General features: G+C 32.9%; 22 protein-coding genes, 1 other RNA gene and 1 pseudogene. 13 read left to right on the top strand and 11 right to left on the bottom strand.

Annotation, left to right across the window (positions count from 1 at the left end; all coding sequences use genetic code 11):
* Positions 1-521 precede the first annotated feature (521 nt).
* A pseudogene (locus CLAVI_RS04155) lies at positions 522-1,406 on the top strand (hypothetical protein); the annotation flags it as partial.
* A gap of 144 nt (positions 1,407-1,550) precedes the next feature.
* Here CLAVI_RS04155 and CLAVI_RS04150 read toward each other — a convergent pair.
* From CLAVI_RS04150 to CLAVI_RS04130, 5 genes are all read right to left on the bottom strand, one after another.
* Positions 1,551-2,411 carry a CPBP family intramembrane glutamic endopeptidase gene (locus CLAVI_RS04150; RefSeq protein ID WP_194844329.1) on the bottom strand — a complete coding sequence of 287 codons (861 nt, stop codon included), beginning with the start codon at positions 2,409-2,411 and terminating at the stop codon, positions 1,551-1,553.
* Complete coding sequence (locus CLAVI_RS04145) at positions 2,411-3,064, bottom strand: CT253 family lipoprotein (protein ID WP_194844328.1); 654 nt, start codon at positions 3,062-3,064, stop codon at positions 2,411-2,413. Before CLAVI_RS04145 ends, CLAVI_RS04150 begins: the two co-directional genes overlap by 1 nt.
* 576 nt (positions 3,065-3,640) lie before the next feature.
* Positions 3,641-3,740, bottom strand: an RNA gene (ffs, locus tag CLAVI_RS04140) — signal recognition particle sRNA small type.
* Positions 3,741-3,792: 52 nt separating this feature from the next.
* Entirely contained in the window at positions 3,793-4,425 is a 633-nt protein-coding gene (locus CLAVI_RS04135) for a MazG nucleotide pyrophosphohydrolase domain-containing protein (protein ID WP_194844327.1), read from the bottom strand.
* Between the two features lie 2 nt (positions 4,426-4,427).
* A complete protein-coding gene (locus CLAVI_RS04130) occupies positions 4,428-5,555 on the bottom strand; it encodes an A/G-specific adenine glycosylase (RefSeq protein WP_194844326.1) in 1,128 nt (375 codons plus the stop codon).
* Positions 5,556-5,683: 128 nt separating this feature from the next.
* Between CLAVI_RS04130 and CLAVI_RS04125 the strand changes: the two genes are divergently transcribed.
* A complete protein-coding gene (locus CLAVI_RS04125; protein ID WP_194844325.1) occupies positions 5,684-6,550 on the top strand; it encodes a pseudouridine synthase in 867 nt (288 codons plus the stop codon).
* 91 nt (positions 6,551-6,641) lie between these two features.
* Positions 6,642-7,538 carry an enoyl-[acyl-carrier-protein] reductase gene (locus tag CLAVI_RS04120; RefSeq protein ID WP_194844324.1) on the top strand — a complete coding sequence of 299 codons (897 nt, stop codon included), beginning with the start codon at positions 6,642-6,644 and terminating at the stop codon, positions 7,536-7,538.
* Between the two features lie 121 nt (positions 7,539-7,659).
* On the opposite strand, the gene CLAVI_RS04115 is transcribed toward CLAVI_RS04120, so the two are convergent.
* Entirely contained in the window at positions 7,660-8,547 is an 888-nt protein-coding gene (locus CLAVI_RS04115; protein ID WP_194844323.1) for an HAD-IIB family hydrolase, read from the bottom strand.
* A gap of 187 nt (positions 8,548-8,734) precedes the next feature.
* On the opposite strand from CLAVI_RS04115, the gene CLAVI_RS04110 reads away from it, so the two are divergent.
* From CLAVI_RS04110 to CLAVI_RS04095, 4 genes are all read left to right on the top strand, one after another.
* Complete coding sequence (locus CLAVI_RS04110) at positions 8,735-9,265, top strand: FliO/MopB family protein (protein WP_194844322.1); 531 nt, start codon at positions 8,735-8,737, stop codon at positions 9,263-9,265.
* 294 nt (positions 9,266-9,559) lie between these two features.
* The gene (locus tag CLAVI_RS04105) at positions 9,560-9,751 is read left to right on the top strand and encodes a carbon storage regulator (RefSeq protein ID WP_194844321.1); all 192 of its coding nucleotides are present in this window, start codon (positions 9,560-9,562) and stop codon (positions 9,749-9,751) included.
* Between the two features lie 9 nt (positions 9,752-9,760).
* A complete protein-coding gene (locus tag CLAVI_RS04100; RefSeq protein WP_194844320.1) occupies positions 9,761-10,276 on the top strand; it encodes a YbjN domain-containing protein in 516 nt (171 codons plus the stop codon).
* Positions 10,277-10,278: 2 nt separating this feature from the next.
* On the top strand, positions 10,279-10,983 hold the full coding sequence (locus CLAVI_RS04095; RefSeq protein WP_194844319.1) for a putative quorum-sensing-regulated virulence factor: 705 nt from the start codon (positions 10,279-10,281) through the stop codon (positions 10,981-10,983).
* A 56-nt stretch (positions 10,984-11,039) separates the two neighbouring features.
* On the opposite strand, the gene CLAVI_RS04090 is transcribed toward CLAVI_RS04095, so the two are convergent.
* The 4 genes from CLAVI_RS04090 to tyrS all read right to left on the bottom strand — a co-directional run bounded on the left by CLAVI_RS04090 (position 11,040) and on the right by tyrS (position 15,225).
* Positions 11,040-12,005 carry an acetyl-CoA carboxylase carboxyltransferase subunit alpha gene (locus CLAVI_RS04090; RefSeq protein ID WP_194844318.1) on the bottom strand — a complete coding sequence of 322 codons (966 nt, stop codon included), beginning with the start codon at positions 12,003-12,005 and terminating at the stop codon, positions 11,040-11,042.
* A gap of 131 nt (positions 12,006-12,136) precedes the next feature.
* Positions 12,137-13,300 carry a hypothetical protein gene (locus CLAVI_RS04085; RefSeq protein ID WP_194844317.1) on the bottom strand — a complete coding sequence of 388 codons (1,164 nt, stop codon included), beginning with the start codon at positions 13,298-13,300 and terminating at the stop codon, positions 12,137-12,139.
* A 156-nt stretch (positions 13,301-13,456) separates the two neighbouring features.
* On the bottom strand, positions 13,457-13,756 hold the full coding sequence (locus tag CLAVI_RS04080) for an HU family DNA-binding protein (RefSeq protein ID WP_194844316.1): 300 nt from the start codon (positions 13,754-13,756) through the stop codon (positions 13,457-13,459).
* 206 nt (positions 13,757-13,962) lie between these two features.
* Positions 13,963-15,225 (bottom strand): tyrosine--tRNA ligase, encoded by a 1,263-nt coding sequence (tyrS, locus tag CLAVI_RS04075; RefSeq protein WP_194844315.1) that lies wholly within the window; start codon positions 15,223-15,225, stop codon positions 13,963-13,965.
* Between the two features lie 108 nt (positions 15,226-15,333).
* Here tyrS and CLAVI_RS04070 point away from each other — a divergent pair, with 108 nt between their 5' ends.
* Positions 15,334-15,666 (top strand): hypothetical protein, encoded by a 333-nt coding sequence (locus CLAVI_RS04070; RefSeq protein ID WP_194844314.1) that lies wholly within the window; start codon positions 15,334-15,336, stop codon positions 15,664-15,666.
* Here CLAVI_RS04070 and CLAVI_RS04065 read toward each other — a convergent pair.
* Positions 15,641-16,384 carry a Nif3-like dinuclear metal center hexameric protein gene (locus tag CLAVI_RS04065; protein ID WP_194844313.1) on the bottom strand — a complete coding sequence of 248 codons (744 nt, stop codon included), beginning with the start codon at positions 16,382-16,384 and terminating at the stop codon, positions 15,641-15,643. The genes CLAVI_RS04070 and CLAVI_RS04065 overlap by 26 nt on opposite strands.
* 125 nt (positions 16,385-16,509) lie before the next feature.
* Here CLAVI_RS04065 and rpiA point away from each other — a divergent pair, with 125 nt between their 5' ends.
* The 5 genes from rpiA (at position 16,510) to groL (ending at position 21,710) form a co-directional block, all read left to right on the top strand.
* Positions 16,510-17,196: a ribose 5-phosphate isomerase A gene (gene rpiA / locus CLAVI_RS04060; protein WP_194844312.1), complete on the top strand. Its 687-nt coding sequence runs from the start codon at positions 16,510-16,512 to the stop codon at positions 17,194-17,196.
* Between the two features lie 17 nt (positions 17,197-17,213).
* Entirely contained in the window at positions 17,214-17,633 is a 420-nt protein-coding gene (locus tag CLAVI_RS04055) for a bifunctional nuclease family protein (RefSeq protein WP_194844311.1), read from the top strand.
* Between the two features lie 42 nt (positions 17,634-17,675).
* A complete protein-coding gene (gene pepF, locus CLAVI_RS04050; protein ID WP_194844310.1) occupies positions 17,676-19,592 on the top strand; it encodes an oligoendopeptidase F in 1,917 nt (638 codons plus the stop codon).
* A 140-nt stretch (positions 19,593-19,732) separates the two neighbouring features.
* Positions 19,733-20,038, top strand: a complete 306-nt coding sequence (locus tag CLAVI_RS04045) for a co-chaperone GroES (protein ID WP_194844309.1) — start codon at positions 19,733-19,735, stop codon at positions 20,036-20,038.
* 37 nt (positions 20,039-20,075) lie between these two features.
* Positions 20,076-21,710, top strand: coding sequence for a chaperonin GroEL (groL, locus tag CLAVI_RS04040; protein ID WP_194844308.1), 1,635 nt, complete (start codon positions 20,076-20,078; stop codon positions 21,708-21,710).
* The last annotated feature ends 23 nt before the right edge of the window (positions 21,711-21,733 follow it).

Below are 21,733 nucleotides of genomic sequence, written 5' to 3'. Positions count from 1 at the left end.
AGATCCATAACTACACTAAGCCCATAAGAATTAAAGATTAATATAAATTATATTTAAAAATCTTTCCTATTGTCAGTAAAATTATTAAAAATTGGGTATCTGATTACAGTTTCTGCAATGTCTTTATTCTTTATTAAGTTAATAATATCTCTTTTTTTTCCTGATTTTGTTTTTTTTTGAATATGTTCCTAAAAACATGAAAATACCTAAAAACATGGCTCTTAATGATTTTAGAGAAACTTTAAAGATCTTAAAATAAAAAAATGCTAAAACATGACACTAGTATTTACTGTAAAGAGACAAATTTGTTATGTTTCTGGTTAATGAGCTTGGTGCTCATGCGGTGCATATTAAGAAAATATCTTTTTTGGCTTGCCAAAAAGCTTTTTTCCTAATAAAGCGGTTAATAATAAAGCGTAGTGTTCACATGAATATTAACGAGTTACAATCGCTTGTGATACCGAAGAAAGGGCACTAGGAACTACATGATGGTAATCTAGAGAAATCTTTTTGAGGTGAGTATGAAAAAACTCTTCATGACAGTATTAACAGTTGCCGCAGTATCAGGATGTTTACAAGGTTTGCCTGTTGGCAATCCTGGTGATGCCAGTATGCTGATAGACGGTATTTTGTGGGAAGGTCAAAGTTGTGATCCTTGTGATCCTTGTGCATCGTGGTGCGATGCTGTAAGTGTTCGTTTTGGATTTTATGGAGACTATGTAATTGACAGAATGATGACTGTTGATAATGCTCCAAGCACAATGTGGGATGCAAACGTCGGTCAAACGATAATGAACACCAATTCTGCTTATTTAGCTATTAATTTTTGGGATCGTTTTGATGTATTTGGTTCCTTAGGGAAAACTACAACATCAATCATAACTGGTGGGAGTGTATTTCAGTTAAGCAATGCATATGCCACACCAGTACCTAGTACAGTAACAACCCTTTTTAACTCTACTATTAGACTAAATTCAACTGATGAATTTTCTTGGAGCGTTGGAGCACGGGGTTCTCTGTGGGAATGTGGTTGTGCAACATTGGGCGCTGAATTTCAGTTTGCTCAAAGCAAACCAGATTGGTCTGAAATTCGTTCAACGAATCATACCAATCCTTTCTGGATTAAATCTGCTTCTCGTCCAATGACATATCGTGAATGGCAAGCAGGCTTAGGCCTTTCTTATAGAATCAATATGTTAACTCCTTTTGTGGCAGTTAAATGGTCTCGTCCAGAGATTAAATCAGGTTCTATTGTTATTACAGAATCAGGGAAAACTGGTCCTGACCTAACATTAGGTAGTGCAGTTCTTACTGGTGTAGGATTCACTGTACCTGATTTAGTAGCTCAAAACCAATGGGGCTTTGCCTTTGGTGCAACTCTTGTTGATGCTGATAAAGTTAGCGTAACAGTTGAAGGCCGTATTGGTGATGAGCGAGCTGTTTCTGTTAACAGCCAACTTCGTTTCTAATCTGATTTGAAACATTGTTGAATATGTATATCGGGATGCACCTTTTGGTGACATTCCGGTTTTTTTTTGCCTTAAAATAATCTATAAAATAGAAATTGATAAATTGACTAAATTAAAAAGAGTATGAAAAATAATAGGAGCTAGTAAAGTCCTTTCTTTTTCATAAATAATCCCTAATGTTAATGAAGTCAAAAATAAAGCAGGTAATAAAGAAAGATTAGAGGCCCCCTGCAAGGGACTAAAGTGCATAGCAGTAAAAATCAATGAGCTCCACAATATTCCTTGAAATCTTCCTATCCACTTAATTAATGCTACTTGGATCAATCCCCTAAAGAACAGTTCTTCCAAAAATGGAACTGCTATAATCACATTGGCTGCTAAATAAAAAAACGTAATTGGATCATGTAAAGATGCCTTTATTTGACTTAAGATAATTTGACTGGGTAATTCTTTGCCAAAAAAACAAATGATTATGAAATTTAAAACCTTAGCAGCAAAAAGAAATAATGGATAAAATAAAATAAAATTTTTACAAGTGTTAAAAAATATCTTTTTGCGAATTTTATAGTTAGGAATTTTTTTTGAACGATATAATACTAACCTTAATCTATGTTTTCCCATAGCTTTGATATACACAAGCATAGCAAAAATAGTAGCCATAGAAAAAAAGAAAGCGGCTATGCTTTCACTTCGAGAAACACCTGCTTTCTCTACAAATTCCCCTATACAAATAAAGATAATAAAGAAAAAAACACGAAATAAACCTACATAAATAAAAAAAGCTCCCAAAATTTGAATAACACTAAAGCTTTTCAAAAACTTTTCTTTTTTTACATATGGAAGATGTAATAATTGATTTTTTTTAGCTATCCACAACGCTGTCTGAGCAAATGGTAATATAATGACAATTTGTAGAAATGCTCTAGTTTCAATACCATACATTAGTGATTAGCACTGACATAACCTTCAATACGATGCACAAGATCTCTTATAAGACGCCCATGAAAAAGACCTATTGGGGTAGAGTCAAAAGAACCTGTTCCCCATTTATGCTTTTGATAATCACATGGAATACTTGGCTGTAACATCGACTGAGCACATTCTACTATTTCTTGAAAGACTAATTTGACCATATCATTACGAACATCAAAAATTCGAACACGAACTGCTAATCCAAAACCAGGCGCTACATCACTCACGCGCCTTAAGGCAACTTCTTTTGCAGGAATTAATTCCATAGAAACAACAAATTCAGATGGAGCAAATATTTGACTAATACTTGATGATATTGCTGTCGGATCAGGATTACTAAAAACTGAAGACCATTCACCATATTCAGCTTGGTTCATCAAATAAACCTTTTGGGATGATCGTAACCGCTTCTTTATTCCAGTAAAAAATTCTTCTGACACACTCCAAGGTAAGCCAACCTCCATTCCAAATCCTGCCATAACAGGCAAAACTGAAACCATAGCTTTTGCTCTTCCATTTCCCTGGTATAATGCCCCTGTTTTAGAAACACACCCCCCAGAGATAATCCCTGATGAAAAAATAAAAAGGCAAAAGGCAAAAAATTGTTTTTTTGAAATCTTCATTATACCCTCAGCGTTAATATTTTCAAAGCTAGCCTATGAAATGTAATACTTCTGTATCAGCACTTTTTTGAGAAGCTTAATCTAGGCAAGTTCAGATAAAAAAAGATTACGGCATTCAGAATTTTTTATCAAATTACCATGACATCAAGGCAAATAAATAAATAAGCATGTTAATTTTTTTTCCCAATATATGCTTATTAAGAATAAGATTTTTTGGTCGTGAGTAACGTTTAAACCTCTTTTTTAAAGAAAAAAATTTCCAAAAGAACTCATTTTTAATTACTCAAATTTAAAAAAAATGACTCCTCTTATAATAAGCGATCTTCATGACCATCTTAAAATCAATTTTTTTTTTAACATAGTATGTTCATCATCTTTACCTATGATTATGTAGTTTCCCTGAAAAGCAGTCAGATCATGATTTATTAATAAATCAATACCTCCTCACATCTTCCAACATCAGTATATCATCAAGTAATAATTAAGATTTTTTTATGCGATTTAATAAAATAAAATTTATATGAAAGGACTAGGTGTTTATTTTTTTATCCAATAATAAAAACCTATACAAAAAAAAGACCGGAGATTTCTTTTCGGCATAACACACACTTTTTAGAGCTGCTATCTTCCAATCCTGACTCAGTTCAAAGGTATCTTATCACAAAAAGATCCCCGGCTAATTTATTTTCTTAATAACCAACATTAAGATCAATCCTTTCTTCTTTCTTTTAACAAAGAATATTTTTTTTAATTTCTTCTTGGATACTTTTTCTTAAAATATATTCTGGTTGAAGATTTTTACGTTGTGCACACACTGAAATAGACCAAAGCAAATCTCCAATCTTTTTTTCATTTAAGTCATTAAATGAATATTTTTCTTTTAATTCATAACCTTCTTGAGACATTCGCGCGCAAGCTTGATATGCCAATGTAAGTGCTGGAGAAGAACTAGGTAAGCCATCTACAGAAGTTTTTCGATCCCTTTTTCCTATTTCTTGTTTTTTTAGTGCGTGCCACTGGTTTTCAGCTTCTTTGGCTGAAAAAGCTGGGGTTTTTTCAGGCTCAAAAATATATGGTTGTCTATTTTTACATTTTTTTATGTGCTCATCTATAACGTGATACAGATCAATTTTTTTATCTCTTTGAACTACTAAGCATAGCATTAAAACCAAACCTAATAAATCCCCCAACTCTTCAATTAACTCTTCTATTTTTGCCTCTTTAATAGCATCTATCAATTCATACGCTTCTTCTATCACTATGCTAATCATTGAAAAAGATGTTTGTTGAGTAATCCAAAAAGATTTTTCTAATACTTTTTCTGTCGTTTCACATAATTCTTTAATTTTATCTATGTACATATTTAATTTTTCATCTCCAAAGTAGAGGATATATTTATAATATTTTTTGAATCTCTAGTAAGATCATTCACTATCTTTCTATGACCTGCTGAAAATACTTTTGATGCTAGATCTTGAAAAATTATAGGTTCTAAATTCTCATCATTTATTTCTTCTTGTAGCTCAAAAATAATTGGCTGTAGAAATGCTTTATAAAACGTAAAAACATGTTGATGAAGAGGTAAATGTTTCTCATAACGAACTTCTTTTTTTAAAAATTCACAAACTTCTTTTTCATAAGAATATGTATTAAAAAATTCTTCTTGATTTAAGTTCATATAAGGAAATTCATACAGCCCCTCCATAAGTTCTCCTTTTTTTCTTTTAATTAGAAAAAATTTATTCCCTATTCTTATAACCATAACCAAGCGATATAAAATAATCTGCTTTCGCCTCGCCTTACGTATTGGTAGAAGATACTGAGCAGATGTTCTGTAAGCAGAACATTGCAATCGTAGTGGACAATTATCACACAAAGGTTTTTTTTTGCAAATCATCGCCCCCAGCTCTATAAGACCCTCTCCTGCATCTTGAAAACCTTTATCTGGAAGAATAGCTGTTGTTAATTGCTCTATATTACGCTTAACTACTGTAGAATCTATGGATTCCATAATTCCCCAAAAACGACTCATAACTCTCAATACATTGCCATCTATTGGCGCTACCTTATGCTCAAAGGCAAATAAAGCTACTGCTTTAGCTGTGTAAGGTCCTATTCCTTTAAACGTGATTAAAATTTGAGGATCTTCTGGCAATAACCCATTAAATTCAGTCCATACTCTACGAGCTATTACATGTAATGACCGAGCTCGAGAATAATAACCCAATCCTTCCCAAGCCTTTAATACTTCTTCTATAGAAGCTTTTTGCAAATCATAAAAAGATGGAAATTTTTTCATCCAATTCAAAAAATATGGAATAACTACAGATACAGTTGTTTGCTGAAGCATAAATTCAGAAATCAATACTACATAAGGATTTTTTGATTTCCTCCAAGGTAAGTCTCGCTTATTTTCAACAAACCATTTTTTCAATTTTTCTACTGGAAAATCCTTAAATGAAACAATCTCTTCATCATTTTCTAATTTCATTATTTTTTCCCTCTAAAAGCTCTTAAATATACTTAAATGAAAAAAAGAGAATTACAAAAAAATCTAAAAAATGTTATTTTACTCTGCATAAATAATTTTTAATGTTTTATCTTCAAAATTAATTCAACATGAAATTCCAGCAAAAAATTCTTGAAGAAGAACGTCTTTCCTCTTTTTTAAAACGTAATTTTCCAGATGTTCGTTATACAGATATCGCTTGGTCTATAAATAACCATCGCTGTCGAATTAATGGCAAAGTAGAACGCTTTGAATCTCATCGCCTTATACCAGGCGATACCATAGTTTTTTATTTAGCTGCTCAACCTTTTTTTGAAAAAGAAAAATCAAGAATACTGTTAGATAATGATCATTTCATTATTTATGATAAACCTGCCTATATTACGTCTGAAGATTTAGCTATTTTGCTTAAAGTACAACCTATTCATCGCTTAGACAAAAGCACTACTGGCTGCTTTATTGGAGCTAAAACAGATCTTGCCCTTAATCACTTAGAAAATATTTTTCGCAATAACGCCATAATAAAAAAATATTTTGCTATTTCTTTAGGCCGGCCTGACAAGGCTAAGGGTAAAATTATTACTAATACTTCTACACAAAAAAGACGTCCTGGTAATTTGATTCGTGCTAATGTTACTCACAAAGATCGTGGCGCCCCAACTGAAACAGTTTGGTATGCCAATCCAGTTACAGAGAAACTTACACTCTTCATTTGCCGCCCCATGACAGGCCGTACACATCAAATTCGTCTACATTTACAAACATTAGGCTTTCCTATTTTAGGAGATCCTGATTATGGTCCAAAAAAACAACCTGAAAATATTTTTAGACCTTTATTACATGCTCGATCTCTTTCCTTTTATTATGCTCCATTATCAATACATGTTTTAGCAGAAGCCAATTTACCAAAAGATTTTCCTTTACCTGTTCATCATTTATTTTTAGATCATCAAGAAATATCTTCTTTAAAAAATTAGCTTTTTTTTCTTTTAAAATCGTTATCTAAAACCTCTTGCTTCTTTTTTTTAAATCCAAGTATCCTTCTTGATTTATGAAGGATGTCTCATTATGTTAAAAATAGACTTGAAAGGCAAATTGGCCTTTGTGGCAGGAGTTGGTGATGACCAAGGATATGGATGGGCTATAGCCAAAGCTTTAGCTGAAGCAGGTGCTACCATCTTAATAGGAACCTGGGTTCCAATGATAAAAATCTTTACTCAAGCCTTGGATTCAGGAAAATTTAAAGAATCTTCTATGCTTTCTGATGGTACTGAATTATCATTTGCTAAAATTTATCCTTTTGATGCTATGTTTGATAATCCAAGTGATATACCTGCAGATATTCAGATGAACAAGCGGTATAAGGATACTTCAGGATACACTGTTTCTGAAGTAGCGGCTAGTATTGCTGAAGAATTTGGAAAAATTGATATCATTGCTCATTCTTTAGCTAGCGCTCCTGAAGTAAATAAATCCTTATTAGACACAAGCAGACAAGGTTATCTTACAGCGCTAAGCTCTTCTTCCTATTCTCTCATTAGCCTTGCATCTCACTTTGGTCCTATTATGAATTCTGGAGGAAGCATTGTTTCATTAACCTATGAAGCTTCGCAAAAATCTATTCCTGGATATGGTGGTGGAATGAGCTCAGCCAAAGCCGCTCTTGAAAGTGATACTCGATCCTTATCATGGGATTTAGGAAGACGTTGGGGCATTCGAATCAATACCATTTCAGCTGGACCTTTACGAAGCCGTGCTGGACGCGCCATTGGATTTTTAGAAAACATGGTAGAATACTGTGCTAGAATGACGCCTATTCCTTTATCTCGGATGGCCGCTGAAGAAGTTGGTCATTTAGCTGCTTTTCTAGCTAGTGATCTTGGAAAATCTATTAATGGTAGTGTTCTATTTGCAGATCATGGTGTTCATATTATGGGCATTGGACCTGAACTTCTAGGCACTTAATCTTTCTTATCAGGAAAGATCATATACTCCAGAGCAATTAGGATTATATGATCTTTATTTTGTTTAGCCTACCTTTTCAACATGATAATAAAAAAATAGCAATTAGATTTTTTTTAAGTCTTTAATTTTTAAAAATCTTTCTATATGCATCTGCACCTTTTTGCAGACCTAATATAATCCCCATTTCTGCTGCTGCTGGCGCAATAAAATCTGCTAATTCCAGCATATGCAAAGGCGCTGTATTCATGACTATCTTAAAATCACCTTTTTTTAACATTGGAATATCATTTGTATCATCTCCACCTACTATTACAAAATGATTATGCTTTGCAACAAATTCATGTCCTTTTAATAAATCAATAACACTGCCTTTACCTGCTTTTTTATTGTTTATATGTAATAAATAGTGGCCTTTTCTCCACGCATCAACTATCAAAGAAACATTAAACTTATTCATTTTTTCTATTTCATCATACAATGGCTTTGCTTTTTCCAAAGGCAAAGAAAAAGTTATCATAGCACAATCTAAAAATGGATAATCATCAAAATTTATTAAATAGTGGACTAAAAATTCTTTAGATTCTGACTTAAAATAATGAATGCTTCTATCATAAAACATAGCTGCTTCTACTTCATCAACTGGCGATGCATGCACATAATAATAGGCATCATTTCTTTCAACACCAGCCTCTATAGCAAAACCTACTTTGTGCTTATTAGCTAAATGAGCAATTAATTTAACATCTGCAGATGTTATATAATTTCTAATTAATATTTCCTGATCAGGAAACCTAATAACAGCTGCACCATTTTGTAATCCCACAAATAATGGATTAGGAAATCCTTTTGCTAAAAATCGAGCAAAACCAAAACATCGTCCTGTAGCAATTGTTACTAACCACCCATCATTTACATATGCTTCAAGTTGATCACTCACTTCTGCAGGCACTCCATAGGGTTTGTTGGTAACAGTCCCATCTAAATCCAGTACAATTAAACCTTTGCTCATCACTAATCCCATAAAAATCTCAATATTACTATAGTATATGGTGGCGAATTTTTCTTGTAACCTGGATACCTTTTTATAAAAATAAACCCTTACTGAAAACAAAAAATAAAGCTAAAAAATGATTTCTTAAAACGTTTTTTTATGCATACTTACAAATCAATTTATCCATGATTTTTTGTTATTTTTTATGTTTAAACGTTGCTTTATTATTGCTTGTATTTTCATTAGTCCTTTACTTTCAGCAGAAGAGCAACCTTCTCTTAAATCTCAGGAAATAACACTTTCTATAGATAAAGAAGCTAATTCTGAACATGATCCTATTATCATGTCTTTTCGAGGTGAATTTATCAAAATGATCCTTTCACTAGCTGTGCTTGTGGTTATTTTGATTTTTGGCTTACGTATTATTAAACGCTATCTTGCCTCACGGACCCAACAAAGTAATCGGGGATCATTTATTAAAATCTTAGACCGTCGCCCTCTTTCAGCTAAGTCCTCTATTTATCTTATTAGTGTTTGTAATCGAGGGTTACTTATCTCAGACTCTGGTGGACAGATTAGTCTTTTAACTGAGTTTGTTGATCTTAATGATATAGAAGGTCAATCCACTGCCCAAAATTCTCTATCAATTCTTCCTTCAGCAGCTTGTAATATTCTTAAAAAAGCTATTAAAAAATTTTCTACTTCTAATAAAGATTCCTCTCCAAATACCCAATAAAAACAAGCTCGACATCTTTTTCAGGTTTATTTTTGCACTCTCTTATATCTTCTCTATGCTTCCTTTTCTTTTTCAATTGAGAGTTTATAAGGAGTGGGCTATTCTTGGATTTAAAAAAAAAAGAAAAATATAGCTATTTTTGAAGGAAAAATTTTATCCATAATCATCCTTAAAAAACTTATTAAAAGGTCTTATACCTTCTTTTAGCTTAGCTAACTTTTTCTAATAAAGACTCTTATAATCCTTTGAATTAACAAAGATTTTAGATCCTTTAATAACTCTGACAGGAGCCAAATGTTAGTACTTACAAGAAAAAAAGAGCAAAAGATTAAAATTGGTAAAGATATTGTAATCACTGTACTAAAAATACAAGGAAATCAAGTCTCTGTTGGAATAGAAGCCCCTAAAGAAACTCAAATTATTCGTGATGAATTAGTAGACGCAAGCACAGAAGTAAATGCTTTTTCTGAATCATCATTTACCTAGGAGTTTACTATGAATTTTATCCATCTTGACAATGATAGTATTTTTAATGTACTTAAAGAACAGGAACTCAATCCTCTTATAGAAAAGGATAGTGGTCTTGTGTATATTTTAATTGAAACTGATGATAAGGGCACTCCAGATACTCAGTCTCCTTTATTTTTTGTCATAAGAAATGATAATACTTTGCTTCAATTAATCAGCTATCTTCCTTTTAGTTTAAAACCTCATCTCAAAGAAGAGATTGCAAGATTATTACATCTACTAAACAAAGATTTAGATTTACCTGGATTTGGAATGGATGAAGAACAAGGTCTTATCTTTTACCGATCTGTTATTCCTTGTTTAGAATCACAAATAGCTGCAACACTTTTGAAAGTTTACATATCTACCATTCAACTTGTTTGTGAAAGTTTTACTCATGCTATAGGCTTAGTCTCTTCAGGCTCATTAACAGTACAATCTTTGCAAAATGAAAAAATGAAACACATGAATGATGAAAATAAATCCCCTCCCCTTACTACATAATTATGTCCTTAAGAGCTATTTATTACGATACTGAAACAACTGGTATCAATATTGAAAAAGATAGAATCATAGAAATTGCTGCTTACGATCCCTTAAATGATACTCGCTTTGAAACATTAGTTAATCCAGGTATCCCTATTCCAGAAGAAGCATCAAAAATTCATGGCATCTCTAATGAGCAGGTCAATAATGCCCCTTCATTTTTTGATGCTTATCAAAAATTTGCTAATTTCTGTTCTGGAAATGTTGTTCTTATTGCTCATAATAATGATAACTTTGATGCTCCTTTACTAAAGAATGAATGCCTTCGTCATAGTGCAGAAGTGCCTGCTTGGCCATATATAGATTCTTTAAAATGGGCACGTATTTATCGCCCTGATTTACCTAAACATAATCTTCAATACTTACGCCAAGTATATGGTTTATCTACAGATAGAGCTCATCGAGCATTAAATGATGTACTTGTTCTTTATTCTATATTTGATGTTATGATTGATGATTTACCTTTAGATATTGTGCTTAAGTTAATCAAGCAAGAATCTGTAACATCTATTACTCATATGCCATTTGGTAAACATCAAGGTAAAATTCTCAAAGATGTTCCAAAACATTATGTTACCTGGCTAGAAGAACAAGGATTTTTTAATAAACCTGATAATGCAAATCTAAAGCAAGGCTTCTGCGCTGCTGGATTAATTCTGCCATAAAAATTCTTATGCAACTCTTGAAAAGCTTCTTTTTTTTACTTCGTAATTTAAAACAACTATGTTTCTTCAGAGTTTCTTGTCTGTTTACCTATTGAACGAAATTTTTTATATCTTTTTTCTAATAATTCTTTGGGGGGCATATCTTTAAATGCAGCCCATTGATCCAAAATGAATTGTTTTACACTTTCATATATTTGCGCTGGATCATAATGAGCACCACCTAAAGGTTCTTTGATAATAACATCTATAATACCAAATTTTAATAAATCCTCTGCTTGCATTTTTAGCGCTGAAGCTGCTGTACTACTAGCAGATGTATCCTTCCATAAAATAGAAGCACACCCTTCTGGAGAAATCACTGAATAATAAGCATGTTCGAGCATACCAACAACATCACCTATACCCATTCCTAAAGCTCCTCCAGAGCACCCTTCTCCTATAATAATAACAGTAATAGGGGTCTTAACTGTGAAAAGATCCCGTAAATTTAAAGCAATAGCCCATCCTTGACCTCTTTCTTCTGCTGAAAGACCTGGAAATGCCCCTGGTGTATCTAATAAAAAAACAATAGGAAGAGAAAATTTTTCTGCCATTTTTGCTAAACGAAGGGCTTTTCTAAAACCCTCTGGATGTAACATTCCAAAATTACGAGAAATTCTACTTTCTGTATCACAGCCTTTTTCTTGCCCTATAATCATGACTTTCATATCGCCAATCTTTGCAAGACCACCTATAACTGCTGTATCATTGCTATATAGGCGGTCTCCACATAGTTCAACAAACTCATCACATATATTTTCTATATAACCAATTGTTTTTGGACGACGAGGATGGCGGCATACCTGTACACGTTCCCATGGAGAAAGCGATGTTAAGATTTTTTTCTTTATCTTTTCTAATCGTTTTTCTAATTTTTGTAATTCAGCATCTGACAACAAAGAATTTTTTTTATTCTTTTCTTTAAATTGAGTAATGGTTTTTTCATATTCAACAATCTGTTTTTCATGTGGAAGCAAATCCATATTATCACCTAAAAAAATATTTATAGTAACTTATTAGTTATTAAAAAACAAGCCTGTTCAATAGATGATTATCAATAAAAATATTGATAATAATGTTATAATTTATAACTATGAGCAAACTTTTTAAACAATTATGAAATTGAAAATTGAAATGAAGTATTAAATGATGGATGAAAGATAATTAAAAAATTAGCACCCCAAAATGTCTCATCTCCACTCAAAGAAATGACTTCCATAAAATCTCCTTTAAAGCCATTTAAAAATACTTCTTGAGAATCTTCTCCTTCAAAAATAATCTTTTCTGCAGGTCCCTTGTAAGAATCAAGAGCACCTGCTCTCAAACATGGGCCCTTAAAAATTCGACAATATTTTCCTTTACCAAAAAAAGAAAATGACATTTTTTTTGATACATGTTTTGACAAAAATAAAGGTAAAATAAATGAACATTTATATGAAACTTCATTATAAGCGAATTTACATGATGCTTGAATCCAGGGCACAAATTCTGAAGAATCTTCTAAATATTGAAAACCTGTTTTCCGTACATGAGGCGCTGCTGTTCGACATGTATAGGAAATATGAGCACTATCATCATCATTTTTTGTATAACAATAATTAAAATGACGACCAGCTAACCCAAAACCTTGTCCACTTTCAAAAGGTGGTAAATGTGGTCCATAACAAATAATCCCCACATGATCTCTAAGAAAAAGACCCATACCACTTTTACAACCAGACGCAGCTACTGCAACCGTTGTTCTTTCTCTACGAAAAAAATGATACCCTATATAATTATCGACAAAATCATAAATAGATAAAAATGGTTCATTAAAACTTTCTAAAAAATCATAAATAGCTTGAGTTATTAATTTTGCAGAAGGTCCTTTATCCTGACAAAAAAGGCCAGTTAAAGCTTTTCCAAAATGATCCAAGGTAGCTTGCTGAAAAGCTAGCATACTTTTTGCTATTACATAACGACTATGGTCGTTTTGCGCGCTTCTTAAAAGCCATAATCCCAAACGAGCATGGTCATAAGGATATGGAAACCCTTGCCATGGAAAACATGCCCTATCAAATAATAACACCATACCTGATGACGTTACATTTAATTTAGGGAATGAATACTTCTGCTGATACTTTTCACATAAAACAGTATATAATATTGCTATACCTTCATGCAGCATCATGACTGGGTGTTTTTGATATTTTAATAGACAGGATTTGTCCTTAACACCATTTTCCACATAATCCAATAACAGAAATATATCTTCTTCAAAATCACAACAGTTTTTCACTTAACTACAACAGACTCCTTGAGAAACTTGATATGCTTCAATACTTCAAAGGGTTTAGCTTCAAACACTCAAAAAGATCTTATAACAAAGAAAAACTTTGCTTCAAGAAAACATCAGCCCCTTTCTTTTTTTCACAAAATCAAGGGGCTTAATGAATTATTTTTTTCCTGGTGTTTCTATCAATCGTCTCATTCTTTTCCCAGGCGTGAATTTAACAGCTCTTCGCGCTGGAATATGAATAGGGACTGAAGCATTTTTTGGATTACGTCCAATTTTAGGCTTCCGATCGACAACCTGTAACACCCCAAAATCACGAAACTCCAATCGATCTCCTTTTGCAAGGGCATCCGTCATCTTATCAAGAAAGTTTTGAATAACCGTTCTTACGTGATTCGGATGAATTTTATGATCTTGAGAAATTGTTGATATCAATTTCTTCTTGGTCATTGTTGCCATAATTTAAATCTCCTACTTTCCTCATCTTATCTCTTAGCGATCAAGCAAACGCAGATCCGCTTACCCGGCTGATTTATAAGCGTATAATAACTATCAATTCTTTCGATTCAAGAAATTTTTACACTTTTTATTTTGAAAAAAAAATAGGGTCCCTCTTTTGGCTTCTTCTTCTCTTTAATATTAAGGCTTCTCATGAAGTTCTTTTTCTATTCATGACTTCTTTGAACTCGCAAAAGAAACTTTTTTTTTCTTCCAAGTCCAAGCATCAAAAAGCGTCCTTCTAGCAAATCGTCAGGGGTGATTAATCGTCTAAAATCTACGATTTTTTCATTATTAAGATAAATGCCATCACTTTCAATCAAACGCCGAGCCACCCCTTTTCCACTTACACTACCACATAAAATCATCAAATCAATAATAGTTATCTTGTCTAATTGCTCATTTAATACATCTGTTACATGACCAGACGCTGCTAATAATTCTAGATTTTCTATAGATAATTCAGTGCTCGTTCCTGGCGCCATAGCGGCTGTTGTTTCAAGAGCAGACTTTAGCCCCTCTTCCCCATGAACTATTTTAGTGACCTCTTCTGCTAAAAATTTCTGTAACAGGTTAGGATCTGATGTTTTTTGACTAGCCTCTAATTCTTTGGCTAAAATAACATCTTCAGGCAACAAGGTTAACAAACGTAACATAATAGGAATATCTGTATCAGCTGATCGATATAAATATTGATAAAAGTCATATGGAGAAGTTTTTTCTGCATCTAACCAAATCGTACCATCAGAACTTTTCCCAAACTTAGTGCCATCTTTTTTTGTTAATAAAGAAAAAGTAATTCCACCAACATGCTTTCCTCGAAGACGTCTGATCAGATCAGTCCCTGCTGTAATATTCCCCCACTGATCACTACCGCCTATCTGAATCTTCACATTTTCTTTATCAAAAAGATGCAAAAAATCATACGCTTGTAAAATTTGATAAGAAAATTCTGTGAAGCTAATTCCTGCTTCAGAACTACATCTTTGCTTAACACTCTCTTTAGACATCATAGATGCGATTCGAAAATGCTTTCCTATATCGCGTAAAAAATTTAAAAAAGAAAAGGTAGATAGCCAGTCATAATTATTTAAAACTTGAACATTAACACCTAAAAACTTCTGCAAGCATTTAGATATCCCTCCAACATTATGCTTTAATGTCTCATAATCTAATAAAGAACGTTCTGTATTTTTTCCTGAGGGGTCTCCTATCATTCCAGTTGCTCCACCCACCACAACTACAACTTCAATATTAAATTTTTGTAACCACTTTAATGCTAAAATACCAACTAAATGACCTAAGTGTAAAGAGTCAGCTGTAGGATCTATTCCCATGTAAGCTTTACCTACATCAAGTTCTTGGTCAGCTCCCTCTGTAAAAGCATTAATAAAACCCCGTTTATTTAAAAAATCAATCAATAATTTCATACTTTAACATTCTCTTTTTTAAATTTATTTATTATTATTCATAAAAAATCTTCTTTTTTCCATAATTAAAATTTCTTCCTCATTTGCCAAAAAAGGTCTAATTAAGACATGAATTCTGATGCAATAAACAAAAGAAAAAATCACTTTTTTCTTACCTCACCTATTTTAAGAGAGCCTGAAAATTATGAAGAAATATTGAAAAAATTACACTTAAGAGAAGCTGAACGATTTGAAGTATTACGAAATAAATATAATACTTCTTCTATTACAGACATATTAATCTTACTAGAAGAAAAAAATCTTTCTCCTTACTCTATTAGCAAATCAAGCTTGCCTTGCACAGAACTTATTAAAGAGCCTCGATCTGCATTAATTCAAAAATTACGTCTACGTTTTTTAAAAGAGCTCTCTTCAACTAAAAAAGATTCAAAGTATCTATAAAATGACCTTCTAACCCTAAATCTTTCTTAATAGCAGCAGCTAATGCCTTTGGGCCAATTTTTTCTGTTGCAGTATGTCCCATAGCAAAAAAATTTATGTTTTCCTCATAAGCAATAGACCAAACAGGTTCATCAAAATTACCTGTAATAAAACAATCAACCTTTGCATTAATCGCATTACCAATTTCTTTATATGCTCCACCAGATATCAGTGCTGCAGATGAAACAATTTTAGCCCCACCTAAAACAGCTGCTTTTGTAGAAACACCATAGTAATCATTTAACTTTTTTTCAAAATCTTCTCGAGGACATGAAGGAAAAGTCCCCTGAACCCCAATCTCTGAAAAAACTTTTAAATTACTCCATCTTAAATCTTTAGCAACTTTCCAATTATTACCTATATCTTGATGTGCATCTAAAGGTAAGTGAAATGCTAATAATGAAATATTATGCTTTAAAAGCAGTGCAATACGTTGCCGTTTATGTCCAATTAATGGATAGGGATCCCCTTTCCAAAAAAGACCATGATGAACGATTAATGCATCAACATTATTCTCTATCGCTCGTTCTATGGTCGCTTGATCTGCTGTAACAGCAGTTGCAAAAATTTTGATTTCTTTTTTTCCTTGCACCTGCAGCCCATTAGGGCAATAATCAAGGGTAGTATAAGGTGAAAAACAGTGAACTAAATATGCCTCTAGTAACTCATAAGTTAGCATGTAGATCACTCCAATTTTGCTCTGCGGTCAAAAGATAACTGATACCGTGTTTTTAATCCTAAATGTTTTATCCTGATACTGAATAGTAAATTTTTCTTTTTACCTATCTGTCTAGGGAGCTTCTTATGACTAATCTTTCTTCTGATGAAGTAAAAAAAAATCTAGGAAAAATAGCTGCTTTACAAGTACAAAATGGCATGCTTGTTGGCTTGGGTAGTGGCTCTACTGCAACTTATTTTATTCACTATTTGAGCCAACGTATCCAAGAAGAATCTTTATCTATTACCACAGTTTCTTCATCAGTAGCATCAGCTTCTTTAGCAATTCGGTTAGGTCTAAAAAATATAAATATTCATGCTTTCCCTTCACCAGACCTTACTGTAGATGGTGCAGATGAAGTTGACTCCCATAAACGACTAATTAAAGGCAAAGGGGGTGCTTTGTTACGTGAAAAAATTTTAGCAACCAATAGTTCTTCTTTTCTTGTATTAGTTGAATCAACAAAATTAGTAAATGCTTTTAGCCCTGGCCCTATTCCATTAGAAATACTTCCATTTGGAGCAGATGTAACAGCAAAAAAAATAAGAGAACAAGGTTATAATGGAAATTTTCGCTTAAAAACAAATAAAAAATATTATACTACTGACAATGCAAATTATATTTTTGAGCTACATGATAATAAGCAATTTATGGAACCAGAAGAAGTTCATGAAAGACTCATTATGATCCCAGGTGTTTTAGAAACTGGCTTTTTTTTCTTGCCTGCTAAAATTTTAGTAGGATATCCAAATGGAACTCATCATTATTTTTAATTAAAGGCCATACTTTCATGCTTATTCAATATTCTGATTTAATTCCTATTCGTTTTCAAAAAGTTGTCTTATTTCATGCATATAGCAGTATTATCTTAGGCAATGAAGAAAAGTCGTTTGCTATTCATGTAGAATCTTCAGCTGGAGTAGCTCTTCAATCTCTTCTTGATGGAAAAATGAAAGCCCGCCCATCTTCTCATGAACTAATAGAATTTGCTTTTAAAGGCATGGAAATAAATGTTAAGCAAATTGTAATTTATAATTACAAAGATTGTATTTTTTATTCTCAATTATTTATTGAACAAAAAAGTGATATTACCCGTATTGCTAAAATAGACGCTCGCCCTAGCGATAGTATTATTCTTGCTCTTCGCTATCATGCCCCTATTTATTGCCTTCGAGAAGTTTTTGATAGTACTGTTTCTTATGTGAAGTGAAAAATTATATCTATAAGAAAGCTTTGTTTTTTAGAATCTTTTTTGCCCAAAAAAGCATTTCCTTTAAGATCCTGTCCTTTGATTCAATCACAGGATATCATCATGACTTTTTTCCCATCATTTACTGAAATTCCTAAACCTACTTCAGAAAGGGTAACTTTAAATCAAGAAAGCCAATGGAATCTTAATTCTCTTTTTAGTTCAGATGAAGAGTGGTCTAAGAGCTATAATACTGTCCTTGAATCTGTAACAACACCTTTTTGGCCCTCTCTTTCCTTATTCAGAAATCAACTCCATGACCCTAAAAAACTACAAAAATTTCTTGAAAAATCTTTAAAAATTGAACAAATTCTTGATACTCTTTACTGCTATGCACATCTACAATATGACACTAACATGTCAGATTCAGCAGCATCAGAAAAACAGCAAAAAGCATTAACCTTGTTTTATCGCTTTCAAGAAGAAATTTCTTGGGTTAATCCAGAATTACTTCAATTACCAAAAAAAACTATAAAAAATCTTTTAAACAATCCTCAATTAGCAACATATAAAAATCTTTTAACAAAAATTTTCCGTATGCAGCCTCATACTAAAAATGAAGCAGAAGAAACTCTCCTGTCTATGGCAAGCGAAGCTGGGCAAGCTGTTCACAAAACTTTTTCTTCTTTAAGCGATACTGATCTACCTTTTGAATCTATACTTGATAGTCAAGGCCATTTACAACCCCTTTCACATGGACTTTACAATAAGTATCTTCATTCTAGTGATCGTGTATTAAGAGAAAATGCATCAAAAGCTATGCTACAAAGATATGCTTCTTGTGATAATACTTTTTCTCACTTACTACAAGGAAAGGTGATGCAACACAAATTTAATGCACGAGCACGTAATTATGCTTCTTGCCTTGAAGCTGCTTTATTTCCACATGCTGTTCCAGTAAAAGTTTATACTAATTTGATTGAAGCTGCCCATTCTATGTTGCCCCTTTATCAAAGCTATATTCAAATGAAAAAAGAAATTCTTGGTCTTTCTGAAATGCATACTTATGACTTATATGCTCCCCTCCCAAGTCAAACTTCTATTACTATGACTCCTGAAGAAGCCATCAAAGTTATTATTGAATCACTGATTCCTATGGGAGAAGAATACTGTCAAATATTAAAAAAAGGACTAACCACAGATAGATGGGTTGATTGGTTTGAACATAAGGGAAAAAGATCAGGAGCTTACTCCTCTGGTTGTTACAATAGTAACCCTTATATTTTGATGAATTTTCAAGGACAATTACGAGATGTATCCACATTAGCCCATGAAGCTGGGCATAGCATGCACTCTTATCTTAGTCGCAAAGCTTGCTCTTTCCATGATGCTCAATATCCTATTTTTTTAGCTGAAATAGCTTCTACATTTAATGAATTTTTACTTAATACACATTTACAAAATACAACTACTGATCCTAAGCAGCGTATTACCTTACTGACAGGACAAATAGAAGACCTAGCTGCTACATTTTTTCGCCAAGCTATGTTTGCTGAATTTGAACTTCAAATTCACCAAGCTGCTGAAAAAGGAACTGCTCTTACTCCTGATTTTTTAAAAAATACTTATAAAAATTTATTAACTTTATACTTTGGTGATTCTATAAAATTAGATCCTTTGAATGAAATGGAATGGGCGCGTATTCCTCATTTTTACTATAATTTTTATGTTTACCAATATGCTACTGGTATTAGTAGTGCATTATTTTTTGGAAAAAAAGTTTTATCTGAAGAACCAGGTGCCAAAGAGCGTTACCTAGAGTTATTGTCTTCTGGTGGTAGTGATTTTCCATTAGAATTATTAAAAAAAGCTGGTGCTGATCCAGAATCTTCTAGCTTTTTTCATGAAACAAAATTTGTTTTTGAAAATGGTATTAACGAATTAAAAAATTTACTGAATCAACAAGATTTAAAAAATTAGCAATTAAATACAAAAAGCGCTGATTTATTGATAAAAATCAACTCTTTTGATAAGATAACCGTCTTAATCAGAGGTTATTTACACTAACCTTATAAAAGAATGATTGGGTATTTTCAACGATAAATTAAGAGGAGAGCTTTATGAAAGAAGCAATGCAAAGCACCATTAGACCTTTGGGCAATAGAGTACTGGTTAAGCGTCTTGAAACTGAAGAAACCTTAAAAGGTGGCATCATTCTTCCTGATTCTGCAAAGAAAAAGCAAGAACAAGCTGTTGTAATTACTCTTGGTACTGGTGGAAAAGATAAAAATGATCATGAGATTGTTTTTGCAGTTCAACCTGGCGATATAGTTCTAATTGAAAAATACGCAGGCCAAGAAGTTACTGTAGATAGTGAAGAATTCATCATATTAAAGACTGATGATATCATGGCCATTATCAAATAAATAAAATAAAGAATTCACAATAAGGAGCACGTTAGTTATGACAGCTAAAGATATTAAGTATCGTGAAGAAGCTAGACACAAGATTTTTACTGGCGTAAAAACTCTTGCTGATGCAGTTAAAGTAACTCTTGGCCCTAAAGGGCGCCATGTAGTAATTGATAAATCTTTTGGTTCCCCTCAAGTAACTAAAGATGGTGTTACAGTCGCTAAAGAAATTGAACTTGAAGACAAACACGAAAATATGGGCGCCCAAATGGTCAAAGAAGTCGCTAGTAAGACTGCTGATCAAGCTGGCGATGGAACTACTACTGCTACTGTGCTTGCTGAGGCTATCTATGGAGAAGGTCTACGCAATGTTACAGCTGGTGCTAATCCAATGGATTTAAAAAAAGGTATTGAAAAAGCTGTTAAAGCAGCTGTGATCAAACTTAAAAGCATGAGCAAAGAAGTTAAGAACCAAAAAGAAATTGCTCAAGTAGCTACCATTTCAGCTAATAATGACGAAGAAATTGGTAACATGATTGCAAAAGCAATGGAAAAAGTTGGTAAAAATGGAACTATTACAGTAGAAGAAGCTAAGGGCTTTGAAACGGTTTTAGAAGTTGTCGAAGGAATGAACTTCAATCGTGGATATCTTTCTTCCTATTTTGTAACTAACACTGATTCTCAAGAAGCTGTTTTAGAAGATGCTTTTGTCTTAATTTTTGAAAAAAAAATCTCTGGTATTAAAGAATTTCTTCCTGTTTTACAAGCTGTTGCAGAAGCTAGTCGTCCTCTCTTAATCATTGCTGAAGATGTTGAAGGCGAAGCATTAGCTACTCTTGTTGTGAATAGAATTCGTGGTGGATTCAAAGTATGCGCTGTTAAAGCTCCTGGATTTGGTGATCGTCGTAAATCCATGTTAGAAGACATTGCTATTCTTACTGGTGGCCAATTAATCAGTGAAGAACTAGGTATGAAACTCGAAAATGTTTCATTAGATATGCTTGGTCGTGCTAAAAAAATCATCATCAAAAAAGAAGATACAACAATTGTTGAAGGTCATGGAGAGAAAGCTGATATTCAAGCACGTTGCGATCAAATTCAACGTCAAATTGAAGAAGCTTCTTCTGATTATGACAAAGAAAAATTACAAGAACGTTTAGCTAAATTATCTGGTGGTGTTGCAGTTATCTGCGTTGGAGCTGCTACTGAAATTGAAATGAAAGAGAAAAAAGACCGTGTTGATGATGCTCAACATGCAACTGCTGCTGCTGTAGAAGAGGGTATTCTTCCTGGTGGTGGAACTGCCTTAATTCGTTGTATTGCTGCAGTTGAAGCATTACTTCCTTCTCTTTCTAATGAAGATGAGAAAATTGGAGCCCGTATCATTATTCGTGCTTTAGCTTCTCCTTTAAAGCAAATTGCTATTAATGCTGGAAAAGAAGGTGCTCTTATTTTCCAACAAGTATGCTCTCTTCCAGAAAGTCATGGATATAACGCTCAAACAGATGAATATGTTGATATGTTTGAAGCTGGTATTTTAGATCCAATGAAAGTAACTCGTTCTGCATTAGAAAGCGCTGCTTCTGTTGCTGGGATGCTTCTTACTACTGAAGCATTAATTGCTAACATTCAAGAAGACAAATCTGCTGTAGCTCCTATGGCTGGTCCTGGCGGTATGGATTATTAATTTCTTTTAAAAATTTATTATCC

It is taken from the genome of Candidatus Clavichlamydia salmonicola, from assembly GCF_015356765.1.
Lineage (GTDB): Bacteria > Chlamydiota > Chlamydiia > Chlamydiales > Chlamydiaceae > Clavichlamydia > Clavichlamydia salmonicola.
This window is presented reverse-complemented; position numbering and strand designations above follow the sequence as displayed.

Excerpts from the sequence above, each read along its gene's own strand:
- CLAVI_RS04150 (WP_194844329.1), bottom strand. The coding sequence starts at position 2,411 with ATGTATGGTATTGAAACTAGAGCATTTCTACAAATTGTCATTATATTA.
- CLAVI_RS04145 (WP_194844328.1), bottom strand. The coding sequence starts at position 3,064 with ATGAAGATTTCAAAAAAACAATTTTTTGCCTTTTGCCTTTTTATTTTT.
- CLAVI_RS04135 (WP_194844327.1), bottom strand. The coding sequence starts at position 4,425 with ATGTACATAGATAAAATTAAAGAATTATGTGAAACGACAGAAAAAGTA.
- CLAVI_RS04130 (WP_194844326.1), bottom strand. The coding sequence starts at position 5,555 with ATGAAATTAGAAAATGATGAAGAGATTGTTTCATTTAAGGATTTTCCA.
- CLAVI_RS04125 (WP_194844325.1), top strand. The coding sequence starts at position 5,684 with ATGAAATTCCAGCAAAAAATTCTTGAAGAAGAACGTCTTTCCTCTTTT.
- CLAVI_RS04120 (WP_194844324.1), top strand. The coding sequence starts at position 6,642 with ATGTTAAAAATAGACTTGAAAGGCAAATTGGCCTTTGTGGCAGGAGTT.
- CLAVI_RS04115 (WP_194844323.1), bottom strand. The coding sequence starts at position 8,547 with ATGAGCAAAGGTTTAATTGTACTGGATTTAGATGGGACTGTTACCAAC.
- CLAVI_RS04110 (WP_194844322.1), top strand. The coding sequence starts at position 8,735 with ATGTTTAAACGTTGCTTTATTATTGCTTGTATTTTCATTAGTCCTTTA.
- CLAVI_RS04105 (WP_194844321.1), top strand. The coding sequence starts at position 9,560 with ATGTTAGTACTTACAAGAAAAAAAGAGCAAAAGATTAAAATTGGTAAA.
- CLAVI_RS04100 (WP_194844320.1), top strand. The coding sequence starts at position 9,761 with ATGAATTTTATCCATCTTGACAATGATAGTATTTTTAATGTACTTAAA.
- CLAVI_RS04095 (WP_194844319.1), top strand. The coding sequence starts at position 10,279 with ATGTCCTTAAGAGCTATTTATTACGATACTGAAACAACTGGTATCAAT.
- CLAVI_RS04090 (WP_194844318.1), bottom strand. The coding sequence starts at position 12,005 with ATGGATTTGCTTCCACATGAAAAACAGATTGTTGAATATGAAAAAACC.
- CLAVI_RS04080 (WP_194844316.1), bottom strand. The coding sequence starts at position 13,756 with ATGGCAACAATGACCAAGAAGAAATTGATATCAACAATTTCTCAAGAT.
- tyrS (WP_194844315.1), bottom strand. The coding sequence starts at position 15,225 with ATGAAATTATTGATTGATTTTTTAAATAAACGGGGTTTTATTAATGCT.
- CLAVI_RS04070 (WP_194844314.1), top strand. The coding sequence starts at position 15,334 with ATGAATTCTGATGCAATAAACAAAAGAAAAAATCACTTTTTTCTTACC.
- CLAVI_RS04065 (WP_194844313.1), bottom strand. The coding sequence starts at position 16,384 with ATGCTAACTTATGAGTTACTAGAGGCATATTTAGTTCACTGTTTTTCA.
- rpiA (WP_194844312.1), top strand. The coding sequence starts at position 16,510 with ATGACTAATCTTTCTTCTGATGAAGTAAAAAAAAATCTAGGAAAAATA.
- CLAVI_RS04055 (WP_194844311.1), top strand. The coding sequence starts at position 17,214 with ATGCTTATTCAATATTCTGATTTAATTCCTATTCGTTTTCAAAAAGTT.
- CLAVI_RS04045 (WP_194844309.1), top strand. The coding sequence starts at position 19,733 with ATGAAAGAAGCAATGCAAAGCACCATTAGACCTTTGGGCAATAGAGTA.
- groL (WP_194844308.1), top strand. The coding sequence starts at position 20,076 with ATGACAGCTAAAGATATTAAGTATCGTGAAGAAGCTAGACACAAGATT.